Genomic DNA, 19,856 nt, shown 5'->3' on the forward strand with positions numbered 1-19,856 from the left:
GCTAGGGTTGAATGTGAAACCAGACCAGACAGGTACGGTTCGCGGAGGCTTAATCATGTTGCGCATGAGCACGCTTGCCGACTAGGTCACGGTGATCACGATCACAATGGCACGCGATCCGGACACCGTGGAGAGTATTGGCAGCCTCGCCGATGCACGGCTATCCGCTATTGGCTACGGCAGTCGCCAGGCGGATCACGCTGTTTGACGCAATTGGAGCCGTCAGGACAGCCCGCCAGCGGCTACGCACACGTGATTCCGTGATCGCCCCAAGCGCGCGATCGGGCCGCCGCAACGCTGAAAGCGGAGGTCTGCATGAGTTCAAGTGTATCGAGAATTGACGAGCTGATCCGGAGCGAATACCGGCACGGATTCGTGACCGATGTAAAGTCGGATACGTTGCCGCGCGGTGTGTCTGAAGATGTCATCCGCCTGATTTCAGCAAAGAAGAATGAACCCGACTTCATGCTCGCCTGGCGCCTCGCGGCCTACCGGCACTGGCTCACGATGAACGAACCGCATTGGGCATCGGTTGAGCACCCGCCTATCGACTATCAGGACATTGCGTATTATTCGGCGCCGATTGCTCCGAAGGATCGCCCGAAGAGTCTGCAGGATGTCGATCCGGAACTGCTGCGCACGTACGAGAAACTCGGCGTTCCGCTGGAGGAGCGCGAGATCCTCGCGGGCGTCGCGGTGGATGCGGTGTTCGACAGCGTGTCGGTCGCGACGACGTTTCGTGAAAAGCTTGGCGCGCTCGGCATCGTGTTCTGTCCGTTTTCGGAAGCGGTGCAGACTCATCCTGAACTGGTGCGGCAATACCTCGGCTCAGTGGTGCCGCATACCGACAACTTTTTCGCTGCGCTGAACTCCGCGGTCTTTAGCGACGGGTCGTTCTGCTATATCCCACCGGGCGTGCGTTGCCCGATCGAACTTTCCACGTATTTCCGCATCAACGCGCAGAACACGGGACAGTTCGAGCGAACGCTGATCATTGCGGACAAGGGAGCCTACGTCAGTTATCTGGAGGGTTGTACTGCGCCGATGCGTGACGAGAACCAGTTGCATGCTGCAGTGGTGGAACTGGTCGCGCTGGAGGGTGCGCAAATCCGCTACTCGACGGTGCAGAACTGGTATCCGGGCGATGCGCACGGGCGCGGCGGCATCTATAACTTCGTGACCAAGCGTGGCGATTGCCGTGAAGCAGACTCGAAGATTTCGTGGACACAGGTCGAAACTGGCTCCGCCATCACGTGGAAATACCCGAGCGTGATCCTGCAAGGCGACAACGCAGTCGGCGAATTCTATTCGGTGGCGCTCACCAACAACTATCAGCAGGCCGACACCGGCACGAAGATGACGCATCTGGGTCGCAATACGCGCAGCACGATCCTGTCGAAGGGCATTTCCGCCGGCCACGGCAGGAACGCCTATCGTGGGCTCGTGAAAATTGCCCGCTCGGCGGAGGACGCGCGCAACTACACACAGTGCGATTCGCTGCTGCTCGGCGATCGCTGCAGTGCACTCACGGTTCCGTATATCGAGGTGAAAAACCCGACCGCGAAGGTCGAGCATGAGGCATCGACGTCGCGCATCGGCGAGGACCAGCTCTTCTATTGCCGACAGCGAGGCCTTTCGGAGGAAGAAGCGGTGTCGATGATCGTCAACGGATTTTGCAGGGAGGTCTTCAAGGAGCTGCCCATGGAGTTCGCCGTCGAAGCACAAAAGCTGCTCGGCGTAAGTCTTGAAGGCAGCACGGGCTGACAGGGACCACGGTCATGCTAGAAATCAGCAAACTGAGCGTTGAAGTAGAAGGCAAGCCGATTCTGCGCGGGGTCGATCTGTGTGTGAACGCGGGCGAGGTGCACGCCATCATGGGCCCGAACGGTTCGGGCAAGAGCACGCTTGCCAACGTGCTGGCGGGCCACCAGCATTACCGCGTAACAGGTGGCAGCGTGCAGTATGCGGGCCGTGACCTGCTCTCGCTCGCGCCGGAAGAGCGTGCACGCGAAGGGCTTTTTCTCGCGTTTCAATACCCTGTCGAAATACCGGGTGTCAGCAACGTGTATCTGCTGAAGGCCGCGTTGAATGCACAGCGCACGCACCGCGGCGAACCCGAACTGGATGCAATGGAATTCCTGCAACTGGTGAAGGAGAAAATGGCGCTCATGCAGATGGACGAAAGTCTGCTGCATCGCGCGGTCAACGAAGGGTTTTCAGGGGGTGAGAAAAAGCGCAACGAGGTGCTGCAGATGGCGGTGCTGGAGCCGCGCCTCGCGATTCTCGACGAAACCGATTCGGGGCTCGATATCGATGCGTTGCAAGTGGTTGCGCGAGGCGTCAATCAGATGCGCCATGCGGACCGCGCAATCGTTCTGGTGACGCATTACCAGCGCTTGCTCGAATACGTCGTGCCCGATTGCGTGCATGTGCTTTCAAAGGGGCGTATCGCGAAATCCGGAACGCGCGAGCTGGCACTTGAACTGGAGCGCAAGGGTTATGGATGGCTCGATGCGGATGCGCCGAACGGGCCGGATTCTGGGCCGCCTAACCCGTACTGACACGAGGCGGTCATACGCGATATCGCGAGGAGTAGACGTCAAATGAGTGAACCGACGCTCGAGTACCTCCATCAGTCTTTCCAGACCCTGTCGAGTACGCTGCCCGGCGCGGAACTTCCGTGGTTGCGCAGCGCGAGGCGCCAGGCGTTCGAAAAATTCGAAGGGCTTGGCTTTCCCACAACTCGGCTCGAAGACTGGAAGTACACGAATGTGGCGACCATCGCGAAGCGGTCATGGCATTTCACGTCGCGGCGCAGCGACGACCTGGATGTGGAGCGCATCGTCGACGATCTCGTGCCCTACGGGACAGCGGGTCGGCTCGTGTTCGTCAACGGCCGCCATATGCCGAAGCTGTCGCGCATGCCGCCGTTGCCGGACGGCGCATTTGTCGGCAGTCTCACGCGTGCCATTCGTGAGATACCGGAGCGGCTGAAAGCCGTCATTGCGCATCAGGCAGCGCCCGATGGCTTCGCGGCCCTGAACACGGCGTTCCTGAGCGACGGTTACGTGGTCCTGCTGCCGCCGGACTGTGCGATCGATGCGCCGCTCGTCATGCTGTTCCTGACCGACGAAGCCGGCCTCGCGATACATCCGTTCAACACGGTACTGGCGGACGGGCGCTCGCGGTGCTCGATCGTCGAGCAGTTTGCCGGTTTTTCCGACGACGCGTATCTGGTCAATTCCGTCACGAGGATCGTGGCGGGCGACGAGGCCGACGTGCAGCATTGCCGCGTCCACCATGAAGCACGCAGCGCGTTCCATATTGCGCATGTCGACGTCTCGCAACGGCGGGCGAGCCGCTTCACGTCGCACTCGTTCGCATTCGGTGGGGCACTCTCGCGTACGCAGATCGACACACGGCTGCAGGCCGCCGATGCCCGCGCCGAACTGAACGGGCTGTATATCGCGAGCGCGAGGCAGCATGTCGATCATCACACGCGCATCGATCACGAGAAACCGCACGGAACGAGCCGCGAGCACTACCGCGGGGTGCTCGACGGTGCGTCACATGGCGTATTCAACGGCAACGTGGTCGTGCATCGTCACGCGCAGCAGACCGACACGCATCAGTCAAACTTCAATCTTCTGTTGTCGCGCGATGCGCAGATCGACACGAAGCCGCAACTGGAGATCCATGCCGACGACGTCAAGTGCACGCATGGCGCAACCGTTGGCCAGCTTGACGAGAACCAGCTGTTCTATCTGCGCTCACGCGGCATCGACGAACGCGTGGCGCGGGCTTTGCTCATCTGGGCGTTTGCGCGCAGCAGTCTGGAGCACGTGCGTATCGAGGCGGTGCGCGACCGACTGACGCAAATGCTGCTCGCGCGCACGCCGGAAGGTGAGCGCATTCGGGGACTGGTATGAAACCGATCGAACCTGTGATGATCCCGGACGACGAGACGGTGGCGCGTTGGCGAAGCGACTTCCCGATCTTTCGCGAGCTCATACACGGCAATCCACTGGTGTATCTCGACAACGGCGCGACTACCCAGAAACCTTCGGCCGTGATCGACGCGCAGCGCGACTACTACGAGCATGCAAATGCGAACGTGCATCGCGGCGTGCACGAGTTGTCGCAGCGCGCCACGGACGCGTACGAAGGTGCGCGCGAACGGATTGCGCGCTTCATCAATGCGGCGCGCGCGGAGGAAATCGTCTACGTGCGCGGCACGACGGAAGCGATCAACCTGGTTGCGCAGAGCTATGTGCGTCCTCTCGCGAAGCCCGGCGACGAGATCCTGATCAGCGCGATGGAACATCACTCGAACATCGTGCCGTGGCAACTCGTATGCGGGCAGACGGGCGCGGTGTTGAAGGTCGTGCCGATCGATGACAGCGGCGCGCTCGATGTCGATGCCTACCGGCAGATGATCGCCGAGCGTACGCGCATCGTGGCGATCACGCATGTATCGAACGCGCTCGGTACGATCAACCCGGTCGCGCGGATGATCGAGGCCGCGCACGCGCGCGACGTGCCTGTCCTGATCGACGGCGCGCAGGCGGTTGCGCACCTGCCTGTCGACGTGCGCGCGCTCGATTGCGATTTCTATGCGTTCTCCGGGCACAAGGTGTATGGACCGACGGGAATCGGCGTGCTGTACGCCAAGGCGGACAGACTGGAAGCGATGCCGCCGTGGCAGGGCGGTGGCGACATGATCCGCTCGGTGACGTTCGACAAGACCATTTATAACGCCATTCCCTGGAAGTTCGAGGCGGGCACACCGGACATTAGCGGGGCGATCGCGCTCGCGGTGGCGCTCGACTATGTGAATGCAATCGGCAGCGAAACGATCGGCGCACATGAGGCCGGGCTGCTCGCGTATGCGACCGATGCAATGCGTGCGATGCCACATCTGCGGCTGATCGGTACTGCAACCGAAAAGGCGGCCATTCTATCGTTCGTGCTCGACCACGTGCATGCACACGACGTCGGTACGATTCTCGATCAGTACGGCGTCGCGGTGCGCGCCGGCCATCATTGCGCGATGCCCGTCATGCAGCGCTTCGGCGTGCCGGCAACCGTGCGTGCGTCATTCGCGCTGTACAACACGCGGGCCGACGTGGAGGCACTCGTCAAGGCAATGGCGCACGTGCAGGAGGTATTTGGGCAATGAGCAGTCTGCGCGACCTGTACCAGGAAGTGATTTTCGACCACTACCGGAGACCGAGAAACCGTCACCGGCTGCCGGATGCCAATCGCAAGGCGGAGGGCTATAACCCGTTGTGCGGAGATCGCATCACGCTGTATCTGCGCATCGAGGATGGCGTCGTGGCGGACGTTGGGTTCGAGGGTGTAGGTTGTGCAATCGCCATTGCATCGGCATCGCTGATGACCGAAGCGCTCAAGGGGCGCACGGAATCGGAAATGGAGGCGCTCTTCGGGGCGTTTCACGACATGATGATGACGGCGCCGCCGGCGGACGCGTCTTCGCACCTCGGCAAGCTCGCGGTGTTCTCGGGTGTACGGGAATTTCCGGCGCGCGTGAAGTGCGCGACGCTCGCATGGCATACGCTCCATGCAGCATTGCATGACGAGTGCGGCACCATCTCGACGGAATGATTAGTGGAGGAAGTGAGGTGAACAGGAAGAGCGCATTCGACTGGCTGAAACGGGCAGATGGGCCGGAGCCCGGCGACGGCGACCTGCGCTCGCGTGTGATCGACGCGTTGCGTACGGTGTTCGACCCGGAGATTCCCGTGAACATCTACGATCTGGGGCTGGTGTACGGCTTGGACGTCGACGGCGATACGGGCAACGTGTCCATTCGCATGACGCTAACGGCGCCGGGCTGCCCGGTCTCGCAGACCTTTCCCGCGACGATCGAAGATGTCGTCTATTCGGTGGCAGGCGTCAATACGGTACGCGTCGAGCTGGTGTGGGAACCGCCGTGGACGAAAGAGCGGATGTCCGAAGCCGCCCGTCTGCAATTGGGAATGCTTTGACATGACAAACTGGGTCGAAGTCGCGGCGATGACGGATTTCCCGCCGGGTTCGGTACGCAGCGTCGACGTGGACGGCACACAGGTGGCGGTGTTCAATCTTGATGGCGTCTGCTACGCGATCGAAGATACCTGTCCGCACGACGGCGGCATCCTGACTGGCGGTGCCGTCGAGGATGATGAAGTGGTATGTCCTCGTCATGGCGCCCGTTTTTGTATCAGGACCGGCAAGGTGCTGGCTCCGCCGGCCTACGAAGACGTGGCGGTGTTTCCGGTGCGCATCGAGGCTGGTGTGCTGCAGGTGCGCGACGCGCGCGACGACGACAGCGCTTCATGAAAGAGACCTTCACCATAGGGAGACTCTATGAAAACCGATCAAGTTACCAAGTACCGCGGTTTGCTGATCCGATCAGTCGTTACTCCCGCGGACAGCGATCGCTATAGGGCGGCAGCCATTGTGACCGACCAGACAGGCGAAGCGCGGACGCTGGGCGTCGACGGCGATTTCGCGGAGCCGAACGACGCTCATGTCCAGGCGACGGAACTCGCGATCGCCTGGATCGATGGGCGCCACGTCGTATCCGATCACTACGTACGCCGGGGATAGATCACGCGACGCGGACACCCCCGTCGAATGGCTGGCTGTTGAGTTCACGGCGCGTATTGCTGCTTTAGCGCTCCGGTTCGCAAGGCGTGGAAATCGCCCCCAGCGTTGAAGAAATTTCGTCATCGGAGCGCGTGGCAAGGTCCCCGAGGGAAAGGATTCCGATCAGGTGGTCGCTTTGATCCACGACGGGAATCCGGCGGACTTGCGCGTCCGCCATCCTGTCCTTGACGGCCTGGACGTCGTCGTCTTCGTAGCAGCAGCTCGGTTCACCACTGACGATTCCTTCTATCGTTTCCTCGGTCGACGCTCCTAGCGCTACCGCGCGCGTCACGATATCCCGGTCAGTCAGCATGCCCACGACCTCCCCGTCCTCGCAAACGGGTAGCACGCCGACGTTCAGTTCAGTCATCAATTGTGCAGCTTCTCGTATGGTCAGGCGGAGTCCGATGGACGCTGGATTGCGTGTCATCACTTCCGCAACAGTTGTCATGATCTTCTCCTTCCAGTGGGCCGATGCTGGCTAGCGACAGCTTGTCGAACCGGTCTTTCATCCGTAATCAGCGGCGCAGCAATCACCGTACCGCCCGGCGCCGCAGGCGGGAACGTGACGTGCTGACCCATCATGACGTGACATTTTTGACCAGACGGGTGGAGTCATGAGCAATGAAGCCAAAAGCGCTGCATATCCCTACGCATCGGGTGGATGGGGTTCCGTCAAGGCGGTCGCGACGATCCTGCTTCGGGAAAAAGCACCGCTGAAGGATAGCCAGGTTCTGATGCATCAAAACAAGCCCGACGGTTTTATGTGTGTCAGCTGCTCGTGGGCGAAGCCGGCCGATCCGCATACGTTCGAGTTCTGCGAAAGCGGCGCGAAAGCCACTGCGTGGGATCTGACGGCCAAACGCGTAACGCCGGATTTCTTCGAGGTCCACACTGTCTGCGAGCTTGCGAAGTGGCACGATCACGATCTCGAGGAAGCGGGGCGGCTCACCGAGCCGCTGCGCTACGACCCGGCTACCGACCGCTACGTGCCGGTGTCGTGGCAGCAGGCATTCGATGCGATCGGCGCCGAGCTGCGCACGCTCGACCCGGCCAGCGTGGTGTTCTACACGTCGGGCCGCGCATCGCTGGAAACCTCGTACATGCTGCAGCTTTTCGCGCGCATGTACGGCACCAACAATCTGCCCGACAGCTCGAACATGTGCCATGAGAGCACCAGCGTCGGGCTCAAGGAAGCGATTGGCGTTGGCGTCGGCACGGTCTCGCTCGACGACTTCGAGAAGACCGACCTGATGTTCTTCTTCGGCCAGAACGTCGGTACGAATAGCCCGCGCATGCTGCATCAGTTGCAGGACGCGCGCAAACGCGGCGTGCCGATCATCACGTTCAATCCTTTGCGCGAACCGGGGCTGCTGCATTTCGCAAATCCGCAGTCACCGGTCGACATGCTCACACCCACCGATACGCAGATCAGCACGCAATACCATCAGGTGAAGACGGGTGGCGATACCGCCGCGATCCTCGGCATCTGCAAACTCGTGATCGAAGCGGACGATCGCGCGGTCAGTACGGGCGGCGCGCGGGTCGTCGATGTCGATTTCATCCGCGAGCATACGAACGGCTACGAGCAGTTCGCGCAGTACGCGCGCGCGGCGAGCTGGGACGACATCGAACGCGTGAGCGGCTTGCCGCGCACCGCGCTCGAAGCGGCCGCCGACGAATACATGAAGGCGAACGCGGTGATGATCCACTATGGCATGGGTGTCACGCAGCATCGGATGGGCGTGCAAAACGTGCGCATGCTGTGCAATCTGCTGCTGCTGCGCGGCAATGTCGGCAAGCCGGGCGCGGGGCCGTCGCCGGTGCGCGGTCATTCGAACGTGCAGGGTCAGCGCACGGTCGGCATCACCGAAAAGCCGGAACTCGCGCCGCTCGATCAATTGGCCAGGCAGTTTTCGTTCGAGCCGCCGCGCGAGAAAGGCATGAACATCGTCGAAGCCTTCGAGGCGATGCTCGATGGCAAGGTCAACGCGATGATCAACCTCGGCGGCAACCTCGTGCGCTCGGTGCCCGACCGGGTGCGCACCGAACCGGCCTGGGCCGCGCTCGGGCTGACCGTCAATGTGGCGACCAAGCTCAATCGCAGCCACCTGGTGCACGGCCAGCGCTCGTATCTGCTGCCGTGCCTGAGCCGCATCGAGATCGACCGGCAGGCGAGCGGCGCGCAAGCGGTGTCGATGGAAGACAGCACGGCGCACTTTCATGGTTCGCATGGCATGGCCGAACCGGCCGCGCCGACGATCCGCTCGGAGCCGTTCATCGTCGCGGGCATCGCGAAGGCGACCCTCGGCGAGCGCTCGAGCGTCGACTGGGATGCGTGGCGCGACGACTATTCGCGGGTACGGCTGGAAATGGCGAAGACGTGGCCCGAGATGTTCGGTGATTTCGAGTCACGCATGTGGACACCCGGCGGCGTGATACGGCCGCTGCCCGCGCGCGAGCGCAAGTGGAAGACCAAAAGCGGCAAGGCCGAGTTCATGGTGCCGACTTCGATCGGCGAAGATCCGGACATGCCCGAGCGTGAGCCCGATTCGCTGCGCTTGATGACTCTGCGCAGCGACAGCCAGTTCAACACGACCATTTATGGCCTCGACGACCGCTTCAGAGGCATCAAGGGTTCGCGCATGGTGATCCTGATGAATCCCGCCGACATGGAGAAGCGCGGGCTCGCGCACGGTGACCGCATCGGCCTCGAGACGATAGCGGACGACGGTGTCGAGCGCCGCGTCGACGGGCTGAGCGTCGTGCCGTTCGATGTGCCGCAGGGATGCATCGGTGGCTATTACCCGGAATGCAATCCGCTGCTGCCGCTGTGGCACTACGCGAAAGAGAGCAAGGTGCCGGGGGCGAAATCGATTCCAGTGCGCGTGCTGGCGGCCACGCGGTGAGCGGCGCTGACACAAAAAGGCCGGCATCGTTACCTGTGCCGGCCGCTGAATTACACCCGGGCAGCGCGTGAAGGGCATGATAAGCGCGTGCCCACCTTCATGATAGTCGCGCCAGTCCCGGACTGCAGGTGTCCGTTACTCGACACTTAAGGACACAGCACGTCGCCACATAGTGTTCGTATACTGCGACGTCCCCTACGGATTCGGGGACAGCGTTTCTCCAGAAACGCTTAATGGCGATCACGTCGCAATGTCGGGTGATCGCCTTTTTTCAGGGAGCACCGCTCGAAGGAGGCTTACGCGTCGAATGTGAAGGTAAATAACGCGCGCTCGGGACAGCGCGGCAACCAATCGCCCGATGCCGATCCCATGACGCACATGCGCCGCATCGGCGTCCCTGGCCGATTGTGGTGCGTCGCGGGTCTGCCGCATGCTCACTGACAGGCATATCGAACGAAACCTGAAGGAGCAGACCATGAGCGCAACGCAGCATTCCGTGCAACAGTCGCCCGCCAACGACGACGACACGGACCTGCCAAACATGCCGGGCGAACCGGAGCCGCCAACCACCGAAGACCTCCCCGATCTGCCCGAGCCGCAGGAAGTGGGCGAGGACGGTTGACGCGCGCAGCCGCGGAGTTGCCGCACCATCATGTGCCAAGGAACCGCAATGACCCCCCAGGACTGTATCGACGCGCTCGACCGTTGCGCGAGCGCCTGTACCCGGTGTTACTCCGCGTGCATCGCTGAGCGGCATCTCGATGAAATGGAAAAATGCATCCGGCTCGACATGGATTGCGCAGCGCTGTGCCGCTTGACTTCGGAGGCCCTCGCGCGCGACACGCAGTTCATGCGCGATTTCTGCGACCTCTGCGCGCGCCTCTGCGATGTCTGCGCCGACGAATGCGCGCGTCATCCGGCGCAGCATTGCCAGGATTGCAGCGATGCGTGTCGCCGTTGCGCGGAAGCGTGCCGCGCGCTATGACAGAACGCGGGTCCGCGTGTGACCCGCGGCACGCAACCTTTAGCGCCGCGGCTTCGAGCCCTTCCAGTTCGACTTGCGTGCGAACTCGACGAACGAACCCAGATAGTCGAGCGACGCATCCGCATCGCGCGTGCCGAGAAAAATCTGCTTGGCGATGCCGGCCTTGCCGAGCTTCACGCTGACCACCGGCATACGGTCGGCGTATTCCTCGGCGAGCCAGCGCGGCAGCGCGGCCACGCCGCGCTTGCTTGCGACCATCTGCAGCATGATGTCGGTGGTTTCGATCGTCTTGTGACGGCGCGGGGCGACGTCGGCGGGGCGCAAGAACAGGTTGTAGATATCGAGGCGGTCGGTGTCGACCGGATAGGTGATCAGCGTTTCATCGACGAGCTGTTCGGGCTCCACGTAACGCGCGTTGGCCAGCCGATGCCCGTCGGCCACCACCAGCACCTGCTCGTAGTCGAACACGGGTTCGAAGCTGAGGCCGGGCCGCTTCAGCGGATCAGGCGTGACGAGCACGTCGATGTCGTAGCCGAACAGCGCGCCGATGCCGCCGAACTGGAAGCGCTGCTTGACGTCGACATCGACATCGGGCCAGCGCGCGAGGTACGGCGACACGACCTTCAGCAGCCACTGGTAACACGGATGACATTCCATGCCGATGCGCAGTGTGCCGCGCTCGCCGTTCGCGTATTGCTTCATGCGCGCTTCGGCGTGCTCGAACTGCGGCAGCAGCCGATCGGCGAGCGACAGCAGATACTGACCCGCCTGCGTGAGGCGCAGGTTGCGGCCGTCACGTTCCCAGACCGGCGTGCCGAGTTGCTGCTCGAGCTTCCTGACGGTATGGCTCAGCGCTGATTGCGTCAGATGCAGCGCACCGGCTGCCGCCGTGAGCGAGCCCTGCCGGTCCACTTCGCGGATCAGGGTGAGATGAAAGCGTTCGAGCATGACGGAGTATGAGATTCGACAAAGTGCGACGCGTATCGTAGCGCGATTATGCGGTCGGGCTGCAAAACCTGGAGACGAAGCGACAGCCCGACGCCGGGAGCATTGAGCGAATACCTACGGCTCGGAGCCCCGGTCGGGCTGAGTAGCGCATTCAGGCGCCCCCTTACGCGGACGCCGGACGAGAGCGAGTGGCCCGCCCCGTCGGCCTATCTCGGAGGAAGATCGAGCATTTCGCGCGCTTTGGCCGCACTTGCCACCGGCCGGCCGTATTCATCACACAAAGCGGCCACCCGTGCAACGAGTTGCGCGTTGCTCTTTGCCAGCGTGTCCTTGTCCCAGCGCACATTGTCTTCGAGACCGGTGCGGCAGTGCCCGCCCATTTCAAGAGTCCAGTGATTGACCTCCAACTGGTGTCGTCCGATACCAGCGGCGGTCCATGTTGCATCCGGCAATAGCGTCTTGAGTTGCTGGACCTCGAACTCGAGAATCTCGCGGCGCGCAGGCAGCGCGTTCTTTACACCCATCACGAATTGAACGTGCACCGGAGACTTCAGCAGCCCTTGCTGAACGAGATCTGCCGTGCTGTACAACATTGCCAGATCGAAGACTTCGATTTCCGGTTTGACATCGTAGTCGAGCATCATTTGCGCAAGCGCGCGCACGAAGTCCGGCGGATTTTCATAGACGGTAGTCGGGAAATTGACGGAGCCCGTTGCCAGCGACGCCATATCCGGGCGCAGGTCGAGCATGGCGCCGCGTTGCTCGAACGAACGGCCACGACCGCCTGTCGAAAACTGAATGATGATGTCAGGGCAGTGCTTCCGGATGCCGTCCTGAAGTGCGGCGAAACTCGATCGGTCGGAACTCGAGTTCTCCTGTTCGTCGCGCACGTGCAGATGAACGAGGGATGCCCCGGCTTCGTACGCTTCCTGGGTGCTTTCGATCTGCTCGGAGATCGTGATCGGCACAGCCGGGTTGTCCTTCTTGCGCGGAACTGAGCCAGTGATCGCAACAGAGATGATGCACGGTTCACTCATGGCTAACACTCCCGTTCCCGATTTTCCATTTTCCAAGTCTAGTTCAAAAGGGTGCAACTTATATTGCCGGGGAAGGGGACAGGTTCGCGTCTGTGAATAAAAGATTCGGGGAGGCTACGCGTGCCGTCTTGCCGATAATCGCGCAGTCACGATGTAAGTTTGTTGAAATAATTCGGTAGGATGCTCTCGAAGTCAACGAGGGCGAAGCGGCGGCACATCGCCTTGTTCGCCGCGACCCGTGAATAGTGATCCCATGACACTCGGTGAAATACCTTTTGCGTAGCCAGTCACGCGAACCCTGTCTAAAGTGCGCGTATCGATGCGATGCACTGACCCCTCACCACCGCAGACGATACCTCCCGCCACCACCCGATATGGCATCGTCATGGAATCCTTCACAAAACTTCTTCTTGCCGTCACCGGCGTCGTCGTTGTCGTTTCGCTGATCGAAGCAGTCGTGCTGAGCCGCAGGAAGAGTGCGTCCTCACCATTTGCCTGGCACGAGGTGTGGATCTCACTGTTCGACCTGGCCGCGCGCAGGCTGATGTCGCTGCTGCCGATCTCGGTCGCGACGCCAATTTTCAGCTTCGTGTACGACCATCGCATCTTTACGGTCGGCATCAATAGCGCGCTCATGGTGTTCGCGCTTTTCATCGGAATGGAGTTCTGCTACTACTGGTATCACCGTGCGTCGCATCGCGTGCGCTTCTTCTGGGCCACGCATGCCGTGCACCATTCGCCGAACCAGTTGACGCTTTCAACGGCCTATCGTCTCGGCCTGACCGGCAAACTGACCGGCTCGACGCTGTTCTTCGCGCCGCTCGTATGGCTGGGGATCAAGCCCGAGGTCGTGCTGCTCACGTTGTTCCTCAATCTCATGTACCAGGGCTGGTTGCATACCACGTACATTCCCAAGCTGGGCTGGTTCGAATATCTGTTCAATACGCCGTCACACCACCGTGTGCACCATGCATCGAACGTCGATTATCTGGACGCGAACTATGGTGGCGTGCTGATCATCTATGACCGGCTGTTCGGCACCTACGTGGAAGAACGCGCTGACGAACCGTGTCGCTACGGTCTCGTGACGCCGACCACGTCGCGCAACCCGCTCGTCGTCGAGTTCGAGCACTGGGCCACGCTGATTCGCGATATGGTCAACGCGAAGAGCCCGTGGATCGCGATCAATCACGTGATCCAGCCGCCGGGTTGGCTGCCGCACGGCGGAGGCGAAACGACCGAAGAACTGCGCCGCAAGAGCAAACAATCCGGCGCGGCGGGAGCGGTCAACGGCTAAGCTTTTAGTCAGGAAGTACGAAATTGCACCGGTCCGTCGCCAAGCGATTCGCGAAATCCGTAGCTGGTCTGGGTTGTATCGAGCTGTCTCAGTCATCCACGTCATTCTCTATATTCTGGCGCGCCAGAACTGGGTGATTTTGCCTTCGTGGCGAGCCGTGTCACACCGGAGCGCCGCCAGAGGCATAGAATTATTTCATCAGCGTCTGTCCTGTTCGCCATCGCTGTTAGCCTTGGTCGCTTCAGACTTCGATACGCTGCGATGACGACCGCCTCGGAGGCGCCGTGTTCCGCCGGACCTTGAATCGCACCTTGCTCCATGCTGCGGTGGTAGCTGGACTTCTGGGCGGCTGTCCGTGCCTCTTGCCAGCTGCGCTCGCCGGCGACAACGCCTCGCCCAAGTCCGCCCAGGGGAAGTTGGTTGCACCGGCCAATGCCACGACGCCATCTGACTTCCCCACCATGGTCGAGCGATACGGGCCCGCTGTAGTCCATATCCGCGCAACGGCTGCAGAGAAGCAAACATCGGCGCCGCCCCCTGAGGACATCGGCCCCCACGATCCGATTGCCGCGTTTTTCAGCGGCGTCGCGCCGCAATCCCCGGAGCCGCAACGCAATATTGCTCGCGTGACAACGGGCACCGGCTCCGGTTTCATCATCAGCCCCGATGGCCTCATTCTGACCACCGCACATGTGGTGGATCAGGCGGACGAAGTCACGGTCAGTCTGACCGACCGGCGGGAGTTCAAAGGCAAGGTGCTCGTCGTCGACACAGATAGCGACGTTGCGGTGATTCAGATCGATGCTGCGACGCTGCCGACCGTCAAGCTTGGTGACTCGTCGCGCGTGCGCGTCGGTGAACAGGTGCTGACGATCGGATCGCCCGACCGTTACCAGAACACCGTTACGACTGGCATTGTTAGCGCCACGTCGCGCCTGTTGCCCGACGGCAGCAGTTTTCCCTTTTTCGAGACCGAGGTCGCAGCCAGTCCCGACAATTCGGGCGGTCCTTTGTTTGATCGGGCGGGCGACGTGATCGGCATCGACGTGCAGGTTTATCCGGACGCGGAGCGGTACCCGAGCCTGACCTTTGCGATTCCGATCAACTCGGCGAATAAGGTGCGAGCGCAGTTGCAAACCCAGAGCAATGGCCCGGCGGGCATTCTTGGTGTAGAGGTTCAGGACGTCGGACCTGGGTTGGCGGTGGCCATTGGCCTGCAACGGCCGGCCGGGGCGCTCGTCAACGTCGTCACGCCTGGTACGCCGGCCGCCGCGAGTGGCATTAGGCCTGGCGACGTGATCATGCAGATTGGCAACAGGACGATCGCTCGCTCGGCCGAACTGTCCCAGTATGCCGCCGGGCTGCAGCCCGGAACGAAGACGACGCTCACGCTGATCCGCAGCCGAAAGCCGATGACGATTGAAATCATCGTCGGCGCGCCCGGCGCAACCCCAAGCGCCGTGCAAACCCCTGACGCAGCGTCGAATCCCCCTCCGACCCAAAGTGCAAGCGCCGCACCGGATCGCCTTGGCTTGACGATGCATCCGCTGAACAACGACGAGAAGCGGGCGAATGATCTTCCGGAAGGGATGATGGTGGACCAGGTGACCGGACCTGCGGCGACGGCTGGCATTCGCACTGGCGATATCGTCCTGTCCTTCAATGGCGAGCTGATCGAATCCCGGGAGCAAGCGAGCGCAGTGGAAGAAAAGGCGAAGAAAGCGATATCGGTGCTGATCCAGCGTCAAAATGCTCGCCGGTTTGTCTCCGTCACGCTCAGGTGACCGTCGCTGCGTGATGCGCATGCAAAGTGCCTCATAACGCAAGCGGGACTAAGGCGACGCAAACCACAACCCCGCCCGGCACGGACCCTGTTGAGCCGTGTTTGCCCATGCTATGTCCACGATCTCATAGCTTCATTGGGATGCGACCGATCAGGCACAGCGAATGCTCCGTCTGCATGAGTCGCCGCCGACTTTGGAGGGATTGCGCAGAGGTGCGCCGGAGGGCGATTCCGGCCACTAGTCCAGATCAGCCACGAAGATGGCGGACGTTTTCATAGCTCAAAGGCTTAGGATAGAAAAGCTGGTTCACGGCTGCCCATTGCCGTGACGGAACCGTGGGCGAACAGGCCGAACCGCGGCTCATTTCGATGAGCTCTCCGTAAGGGGACGGCAGATGAACGTAGTGAATGGAAGGACCAGGCGAAACGATCCGAAGCGTGTTGGAATGTTCAGGCAGTCCGGGCATCCGGGTTCGGGTGCAGGTAGCCCGGATGCAGACATCAATACCGCACAGCCTTCGCGTGGCAGACATCTCGCGCTTTGGGCTGGGTCGGCAAGCGCGTTGGCTGTCGCGGTCATGGGTGTGGTCGCGCAAATCGATCGGTTCGACGATGATCAGGCGCTCGGGATTATCGAAACTACGTCGCCAGCGCCACACACGACGTGGTTCGGGCATGTCGCGCTGCCGCCCTCGCCTCCCACTCACCCAACCGCGATTGGCAGTGCTGAACTCGCCCCGCCCGCGTTTTCCGTTCCGTCCGATCATGGCGCTAAAGCTACTCCGGATAGTGCTGCGCCGCAGTCGGTTACGCGAGGGCCCGACCAGGCAAGCTATACCGCTACACAAGCTCGCCGCCATTCGGCGCCGGACGTGAGAGCAATCGAGCGGCATGCGAGCGGGATCACTGGACCCAGATCGCCGACGCCACGAGCGTCTTCGTCCGATCATGTCGCAGGACCATCGCCAGTTCCTGCGCTGGGATCTGCAACTAGCAGTGCTGAGCACGCCCCACGCGGGTCTTCCGCTTCGCTCGATCACCGCAGTGCACCTTCTCCGAATACTCGCGGCGCACCTTCTCGGAATTCTGCTTCACTGCAACTGGTTCAAAGGCAGCCTGCAGGCGGTCGCGCAGGAGGCGGTTTGGGCGCGGGCGGTTCAGGGGTAGGCGCAGCCGGTCCGGGTGCGGGCGGTTCGAATGCCGGCAACTCGGGTGCAGGCGCGGTCGGTTCGGGCGGACGTGGTTCTGGTGCAGGTGCCGGTGGCTCGAGTGCAGGTGCAGGCAGCTCCGGCGCAGGCGCGGCCGGTTCCGGTGCCGGTGGTTTGGGTGCCGGCAGCTCGAATGCCGGCAGTTCGGGCGTAGGCGGTCGCGGTGCGGGCAGTTCGGGTGCGGGCAGTTCTAGTGCGGGCAGCTCGGGTGCGGGCAGCTCGGGTGCAGGCAGCTCGGGTGCAGGCAGCTCGGGTGCAGGCAGCTCGGGCCCAGGCAGTTCTGGCGCAGGCAGTTCGGGTGCAGGCAGCTCGGGCCCAGGCAGTTCTGGCGCAGGCAGCTCGGGCGCAGGCAGTTCGGGTGCAGGCAGTTCGGGCGCAGGCGGTCACGGTGCAGGCAATTCGGGTGCAGGCAGCTCGGGCGCAGGCAGTTCGGGCGCAGGCAGCTCGGGCGCAGGCAGTTCGGGTGCAGGCAGTTCGGGCGCAGGCGGTCACGGTGCAGGCAGTTCGGGTGCCGGCAGCTCGGGTTCAGGCAGTTCGGGTTCAGGCAGTTCGGGTTCAGGCAGTTCGGGTTCAGGCAGTTCGGGCGCAAGCGGTTCGGGCGCAGGCGGTTCGGGTTCAGGCAGTTCGGGCGCAGGCAGTTCGGGCGCAGGCGGTTCAAGTTCAGGCGGCTCGGGCGCAGGCAGTTCGGGCGCGGGCGGTCACGGTGCAGGCAGTTCGGGTGCAGGCGGTTCGGGCGCAGGCGGTTCAGGTGCAGGCGGCTCGGGCGCAGGCGGCTCGGGCGCAGGCGGTTCAGGTTCAGGCGGCTCGGGCGCAGGCGGTTCGGGCGCAGGCGGTCACGGTGCAGGCAGTTCGGGTGCAGGCAGTTCGGGTGCAGGCGGTTCGGGCGCGGGTGGTCACGGCTCAGGCGGTCCGGGTGGAGGCGGTCACGGCTCAGGCGGTTCGGGCGGAGGCGGTTACGGCGGAGGCGGTTCGGGCTCGGGCGGGTCAAGATAATCCGCCGCCTCGTTTTCGGCCGCGCAGCCGATGTTGATTGACGCAGGCAAGCGCTTATTGATTGACGCGCTTTTTTTGATTGTCGCCGATGCGGCTCTTGTTCGATGCGCGGCACGATTGGATGGAACTTGAAGGGTTAAATAAATCCCTTGCGTATGTCCCTCCGATGGCTGTATGCAGCCGCCCGCCCTGTTCTGGCAACACTGAGAGGCAAACGTCAGTTGCCGAAGCGCATCGACCATATGAGAGCAATGACGGGAACTAGCCTGCAGTACGCGTTCGTCCGCTCTTCACCGCTCCATCATCGTGGTGTCAATGCGCGTGCCGCGCTTGATGAAGAGCGTGACGGGCGTCTTTTCGCAGATCTCCGCGAGTCGAGCCCGTTGCGTGGCGTCGAGCGGCGCATCCACTTTGACGGTGCGACGAATGTACGGGTTGCGCTCCTGGTCCGCGTGCAGCGTCGCGGTCACATCGATGGCGCCGTCGGGCCAGCCCTTGCGCTGCATGTACATGCGCAGCGTCGCGGACGTGCACGCGGCGAGACCCGCAAGCACGAATTCGAAAGGGGCGGGCCCGCGATCCTCACCGCCTTCGTGCGGGCCTTCGTCGCCAGCGAGCGCATGGCGGCCGGCTTCGAGGGCCACGAGATAGTTGGGAGCATCGGCGGCGAGCCGTGCGGAGGCGGTGGCGAGCGGCATGGTAACTCCTCGGAACTGGGCGCCACCGCAGCGGTGGTCGATTGCGGGGGCGCGTTCAATATCGCCGGCTGCGTGCGGCAAGAGGCCAGTAAGCGCTGCCGTATTTGCGTACAGCAGCAACGTACCACGTTCACCGGCACCGAAGTCGCGTAGTTCCCCCTGCAACAGACTGTGTTGTCGGAGAATCAGACGCGCATGGTGCGCGAGCGCCTCTCCTGCCTCGGTGGTCACTACGTCCCGGCGGCTTCTTTCAAGCAGAACGACACCTGCATCCGACTCGATGTTACTGATCCGCTCGCTTGCCGACGCCAATGCGAGATTTGCCTGTCGGGCCCCGGCTGCAATGCTGCCAGCATCGACCACGCAAACGAACAGACGCAGATCCGCGAGATCGAATCTCATATGCTCGCCCGTGGCGCGTTCATGATTGACCGGCTCGGCGTGTCGCTGCTGGCTGTCGTGCCCGCTCTCGCTGGAATGTGGTTGGGCTCGATGGTGCGGCAGAAGATCAGTCCAAAAACCTTCCGCCGTTGCTTTCTCTATTCCTCATCGTCCTGGGTTCTCGAACTGGCGCTGCATCCGTTCGCTTGAGTCTCGCAAAACATCTGCTGGCGGCAACCCGCAAAGCTAGTGGAAAATCACGGATGAAAATTCGCCGCCTTCGATACGCGTAACTTTGGAGTTTTCGATGCCCAATCTAAGCCATTTCCTTTCATTCGGTCTCGTTGCATTCGGCATGGTGCTTACCCCCGGACCGAATATGGTTTATCTGATTTCACGCTCCATCTGCCAAGGTCGTCAAGCTGGACTTATCTCCTTGGCTGGCGTCGCCCTTGGTTTCGTCTTCTACATGCTGTGTGCCGCATTCGGCATCACCGCTCTGGTTCTCGCTATACCCTACGCCTACGATGCGCTCCGCTTTGGCGGCGCGATGTATCTGCTCTATCTTGCGTGGCAAGCAGTCAAGCCCGGCGGACGCTCACCATTTCAGGTCCGCGATCTTCCCGTGGACAGCCGTCGCAAACTGTTCCTGATGGGGTTCACCACCAATCTGCTGAACCCCAAAATCGCCGTGCTTTACCTGTCGCTATTGCCTCAGTTCATTGATCCGTCGCACGGCAGCATATTTCATCAATCGCTTGCGCTGGGTGCAACGCAGATCGTGATCAGCGTCTGCGTGAATGCAGCCATTGCGACTATGGCTGGCTCGATTGCCGGATTTCTCGCGAGCCGCCCGACGTGGATTACGCTTCAACGCTGGTTGATGGGCACGGTGCTAGCGGGCCTTGCAGTCCGTATGGCAACGGAAGCCCGCCGGTAACCTTTCCTGTTCCGCGCCCACGAATG

Annotated in this window: 21 protein-coding genes and 1 pseudogene; 15 read left to right on the forward strand and 7 right to left on the reverse strand. The window is 62.1% G+C overall.

From position 1 onward, the window contains the following. Positions 1–315 precede the first annotated feature (315 nt). The 8 genes from sufB to G5S42_RS37150 are packed head-to-tail and all read left to right on the forward strand — an operon-like array spanning position 316 to position 6,612. Entirely contained in the window at positions 316–1,764 is a 1,449-nt protein-coding gene (gene sufB, locus G5S42_RS37115) for a Fe-S cluster assembly protein SufB (RefSeq protein WP_176111681.1), read from the forward strand. Positions 1,765–1,778: 14 nt separating this feature from the next. After that, positions 1,779–2,561, forward strand: coding sequence for a Fe-S cluster assembly ATPase SufC (gene sufC, locus G5S42_RS37120; RefSeq protein WP_176111682.1), 783 nt, complete (start codon positions 1,779–1,781; stop codon positions 2,559–2,561). Between the two features lie 42 nt (positions 2,562–2,603). Further along, positions 2,604–3,929, forward strand: a complete 1,326-nt coding sequence (gene sufD, locus G5S42_RS37125) for a Fe-S cluster assembly protein SufD (protein WP_176111683.1) — start codon at positions 2,604–2,606, stop codon at positions 3,927–3,929. After that, the gene (locus G5S42_RS37130) at positions 3,926–5,179 is read left to right on the forward strand and encodes a cysteine desulfurase (protein WP_176111684.1); all 1,254 of its coding nucleotides are present in this window, start codon (positions 3,926–3,928) and stop codon (positions 5,177–5,179) included. Before sufD ends, G5S42_RS37130 begins: the two co-directional genes overlap by 4 nt. After that, positions 5,176–5,625: a Fe-S cluster assembly sulfur transfer protein SufU gene (sufU, locus tag G5S42_RS37135; RefSeq protein WP_176111685.1), complete on the forward strand. Its 450-nt coding sequence runs from the start codon at positions 5,176–5,178 to the stop codon at positions 5,623–5,625. The genes G5S42_RS37130 and sufU overlap by 4 nt, the downstream gene beginning before the upstream one ends. 17 nt (positions 5,626–5,642) lie before the next feature. Further along, positions 5,643–6,008: an SUF system Fe-S cluster assembly protein gene (locus tag G5S42_RS37140; protein WP_376777150.1), complete on the forward strand. Its 366-nt coding sequence runs from the start codon at positions 5,643–5,645 to the stop codon at positions 6,006–6,008. A gap of 1 nt (position 6,009) precedes the next feature. Beyond that, positions 6,010–6,342, forward strand: coding sequence for a Rieske (2Fe-2S) protein (locus tag G5S42_RS37145; RefSeq protein WP_176111687.1), 333 nt, complete (start codon positions 6,010–6,012; stop codon positions 6,340–6,342). 27 nt (positions 6,343–6,369) lie between these two features. Further along, positions 6,370–6,612: a hypothetical protein gene (locus G5S42_RS37150; protein ID WP_176111688.1), complete on the forward strand. Its 243-nt coding sequence runs from the start codon at positions 6,370–6,372 to the stop codon at positions 6,610–6,612. 64 nt (positions 6,613–6,676) lie between these two features. Here G5S42_RS37150 and G5S42_RS37155 read toward each other — a convergent pair whose 3' ends face one another. Next, complete coding sequence (locus G5S42_RS37155; RefSeq protein WP_176111689.1) at positions 6,677–7,102, reverse strand: CBS domain-containing protein; 426 nt, start codon at positions 7,100–7,102, stop codon at positions 6,677–6,679. Between the two features lie 166 nt (positions 7,103–7,268). On the opposite strand from G5S42_RS37155, the gene G5S42_RS37160 reads away from it, so the two are divergent. The 3 genes from G5S42_RS37160 to G5S42_RS37170 all read left to right on the forward strand — a co-directional run bounded on the left by G5S42_RS37160 (position 7,269) and on the right by G5S42_RS37170 (position 10,545). Continuing rightward, a complete protein-coding gene (locus tag G5S42_RS37160) occupies positions 7,269–9,560 on the forward strand; it encodes an FdhF/YdeP family oxidoreductase (RefSeq protein ID WP_176111690.1) in 2,292 nt (763 codons plus the stop codon). 475 nt (positions 9,561–10,035) lie between these two features. Continuing rightward, on the forward strand, positions 10,036–10,182 hold the full coding sequence (locus tag G5S42_RS37165) for a hypothetical protein (RefSeq protein WP_176111691.1): 147 nt from the start codon (positions 10,036–10,038) through the stop codon (positions 10,180–10,182). Positions 10,183–10,230: 48 nt separating this feature from the next. Further along, on the forward strand, positions 10,231–10,545 hold the full coding sequence (locus G5S42_RS37170; RefSeq protein WP_176111692.1) for a four-helix bundle copper-binding protein: 315 nt from the start codon (positions 10,231–10,233) through the stop codon (positions 10,543–10,545). Between the two features lie 39 nt (positions 10,546–10,584). Here the strand turns inward: G5S42_RS37170 and G5S42_RS37175 are convergent, their stop codons facing one another. Next, positions 10,585–11,493 (reverse strand): LysR family transcriptional regulator, encoded by a 909-nt coding sequence (locus G5S42_RS37175; protein WP_176111693.1) that lies wholly within the window; start codon positions 11,491–11,493, stop codon positions 10,585–10,587. Between the two features lie 206 nt (positions 11,494–11,699). Further along, on the reverse strand, positions 11,700–12,530 hold the full coding sequence (locus G5S42_RS37180) for a 3-oxoadipate:acetyl-CoA acetyltransferase (protein WP_176112008.1): 831 nt from the start codon (positions 12,528–12,530) through the stop codon (positions 11,700–11,702). Between the two features lie 385 nt (positions 12,531–12,915). On the opposite strand from G5S42_RS37180, the gene G5S42_RS37185 reads away from it, so the two are divergent. Both G5S42_RS37185 and G5S42_RS37190 read left to right on the forward strand, forming a co-directional pair. Continuing rightward, complete coding sequence (locus G5S42_RS37185) at positions 12,916–13,827, forward strand: sterol desaturase family protein (RefSeq protein WP_176111694.1); 912 nt, start codon at positions 12,916–12,918, stop codon at positions 13,825–13,827. A 284-nt stretch (positions 13,828–14,111) separates the two neighbouring features. After that, complete coding sequence (locus tag G5S42_RS37190; RefSeq protein ID WP_176111695.1) at positions 14,112–15,611, forward strand: trypsin-like peptidase domain-containing protein; 1,500 nt, start codon at positions 14,112–14,114, stop codon at positions 15,609–15,611. 247 nt (positions 15,612–15,858) lie between these two features. Here G5S42_RS37190 and G5S42_RS37195 read toward each other — a convergent pair whose 3' ends face one another. From G5S42_RS37195 to G5S42_RS44630, 4 genes and pseudogenes are all read right to left on the reverse strand, one after another. Beyond that, positions 15,859–16,287, reverse strand: coding sequence for a hypothetical protein (locus G5S42_RS37195; protein WP_176111696.1), 429 nt, complete (start codon positions 16,285–16,287; stop codon positions 15,859–15,861). Between the two features lie 721 nt (positions 16,288–17,008). Further along, complete coding sequence (locus tag G5S42_RS37200; RefSeq protein ID WP_176111697.1) at positions 17,009–17,806, reverse strand: hypothetical protein; 798 nt, start codon at positions 17,804–17,806, stop codon at positions 17,009–17,011. 295 nt (positions 17,807–18,101) lie between these two features. Next, entirely contained in the window at positions 18,102–18,509 is a 408-nt protein-coding gene (locus G5S42_RS37205) for an OsmC family protein (protein WP_176112009.1), read from the reverse strand. A gap of 270 nt (positions 18,510–18,779) precedes the next feature. Continuing rightward, positions 18,780–18,911 (reverse strand): annotated as a pseudogene (locus tag G5S42_RS44630) (helix-turn-helix domain-containing protein); the annotation flags it as partial. On the opposite strand from G5S42_RS44630, the gene G5S42_RS37215 reads away from it, so the two are divergent. Then, complete coding sequence (locus G5S42_RS37215) at positions 18,912–19,100, forward strand: hypothetical protein (protein ID WP_176111698.1); 189 nt, start codon at positions 18,912–18,914, stop codon at positions 19,098–19,100. Between the two features lie 97 nt (positions 19,101–19,197). Next, positions 19,198–19,830: a LysE family translocator gene (locus tag G5S42_RS37220; RefSeq protein ID WP_176111699.1), complete on the forward strand. Its 633-nt coding sequence runs from the start codon at positions 19,198–19,200 to the stop codon at positions 19,828–19,830. The last annotated feature ends 26 nt before the right edge of the window (positions 19,831–19,856 follow it).

Source organism: Paraburkholderia youngii, assembly GCF_013366925.1.
GTDB classification, from domain to species: domain Bacteria; phylum Pseudomonadota; class Gammaproteobacteria; order Burkholderiales; family Burkholderiaceae; genus Paraburkholderia; species Paraburkholderia youngii.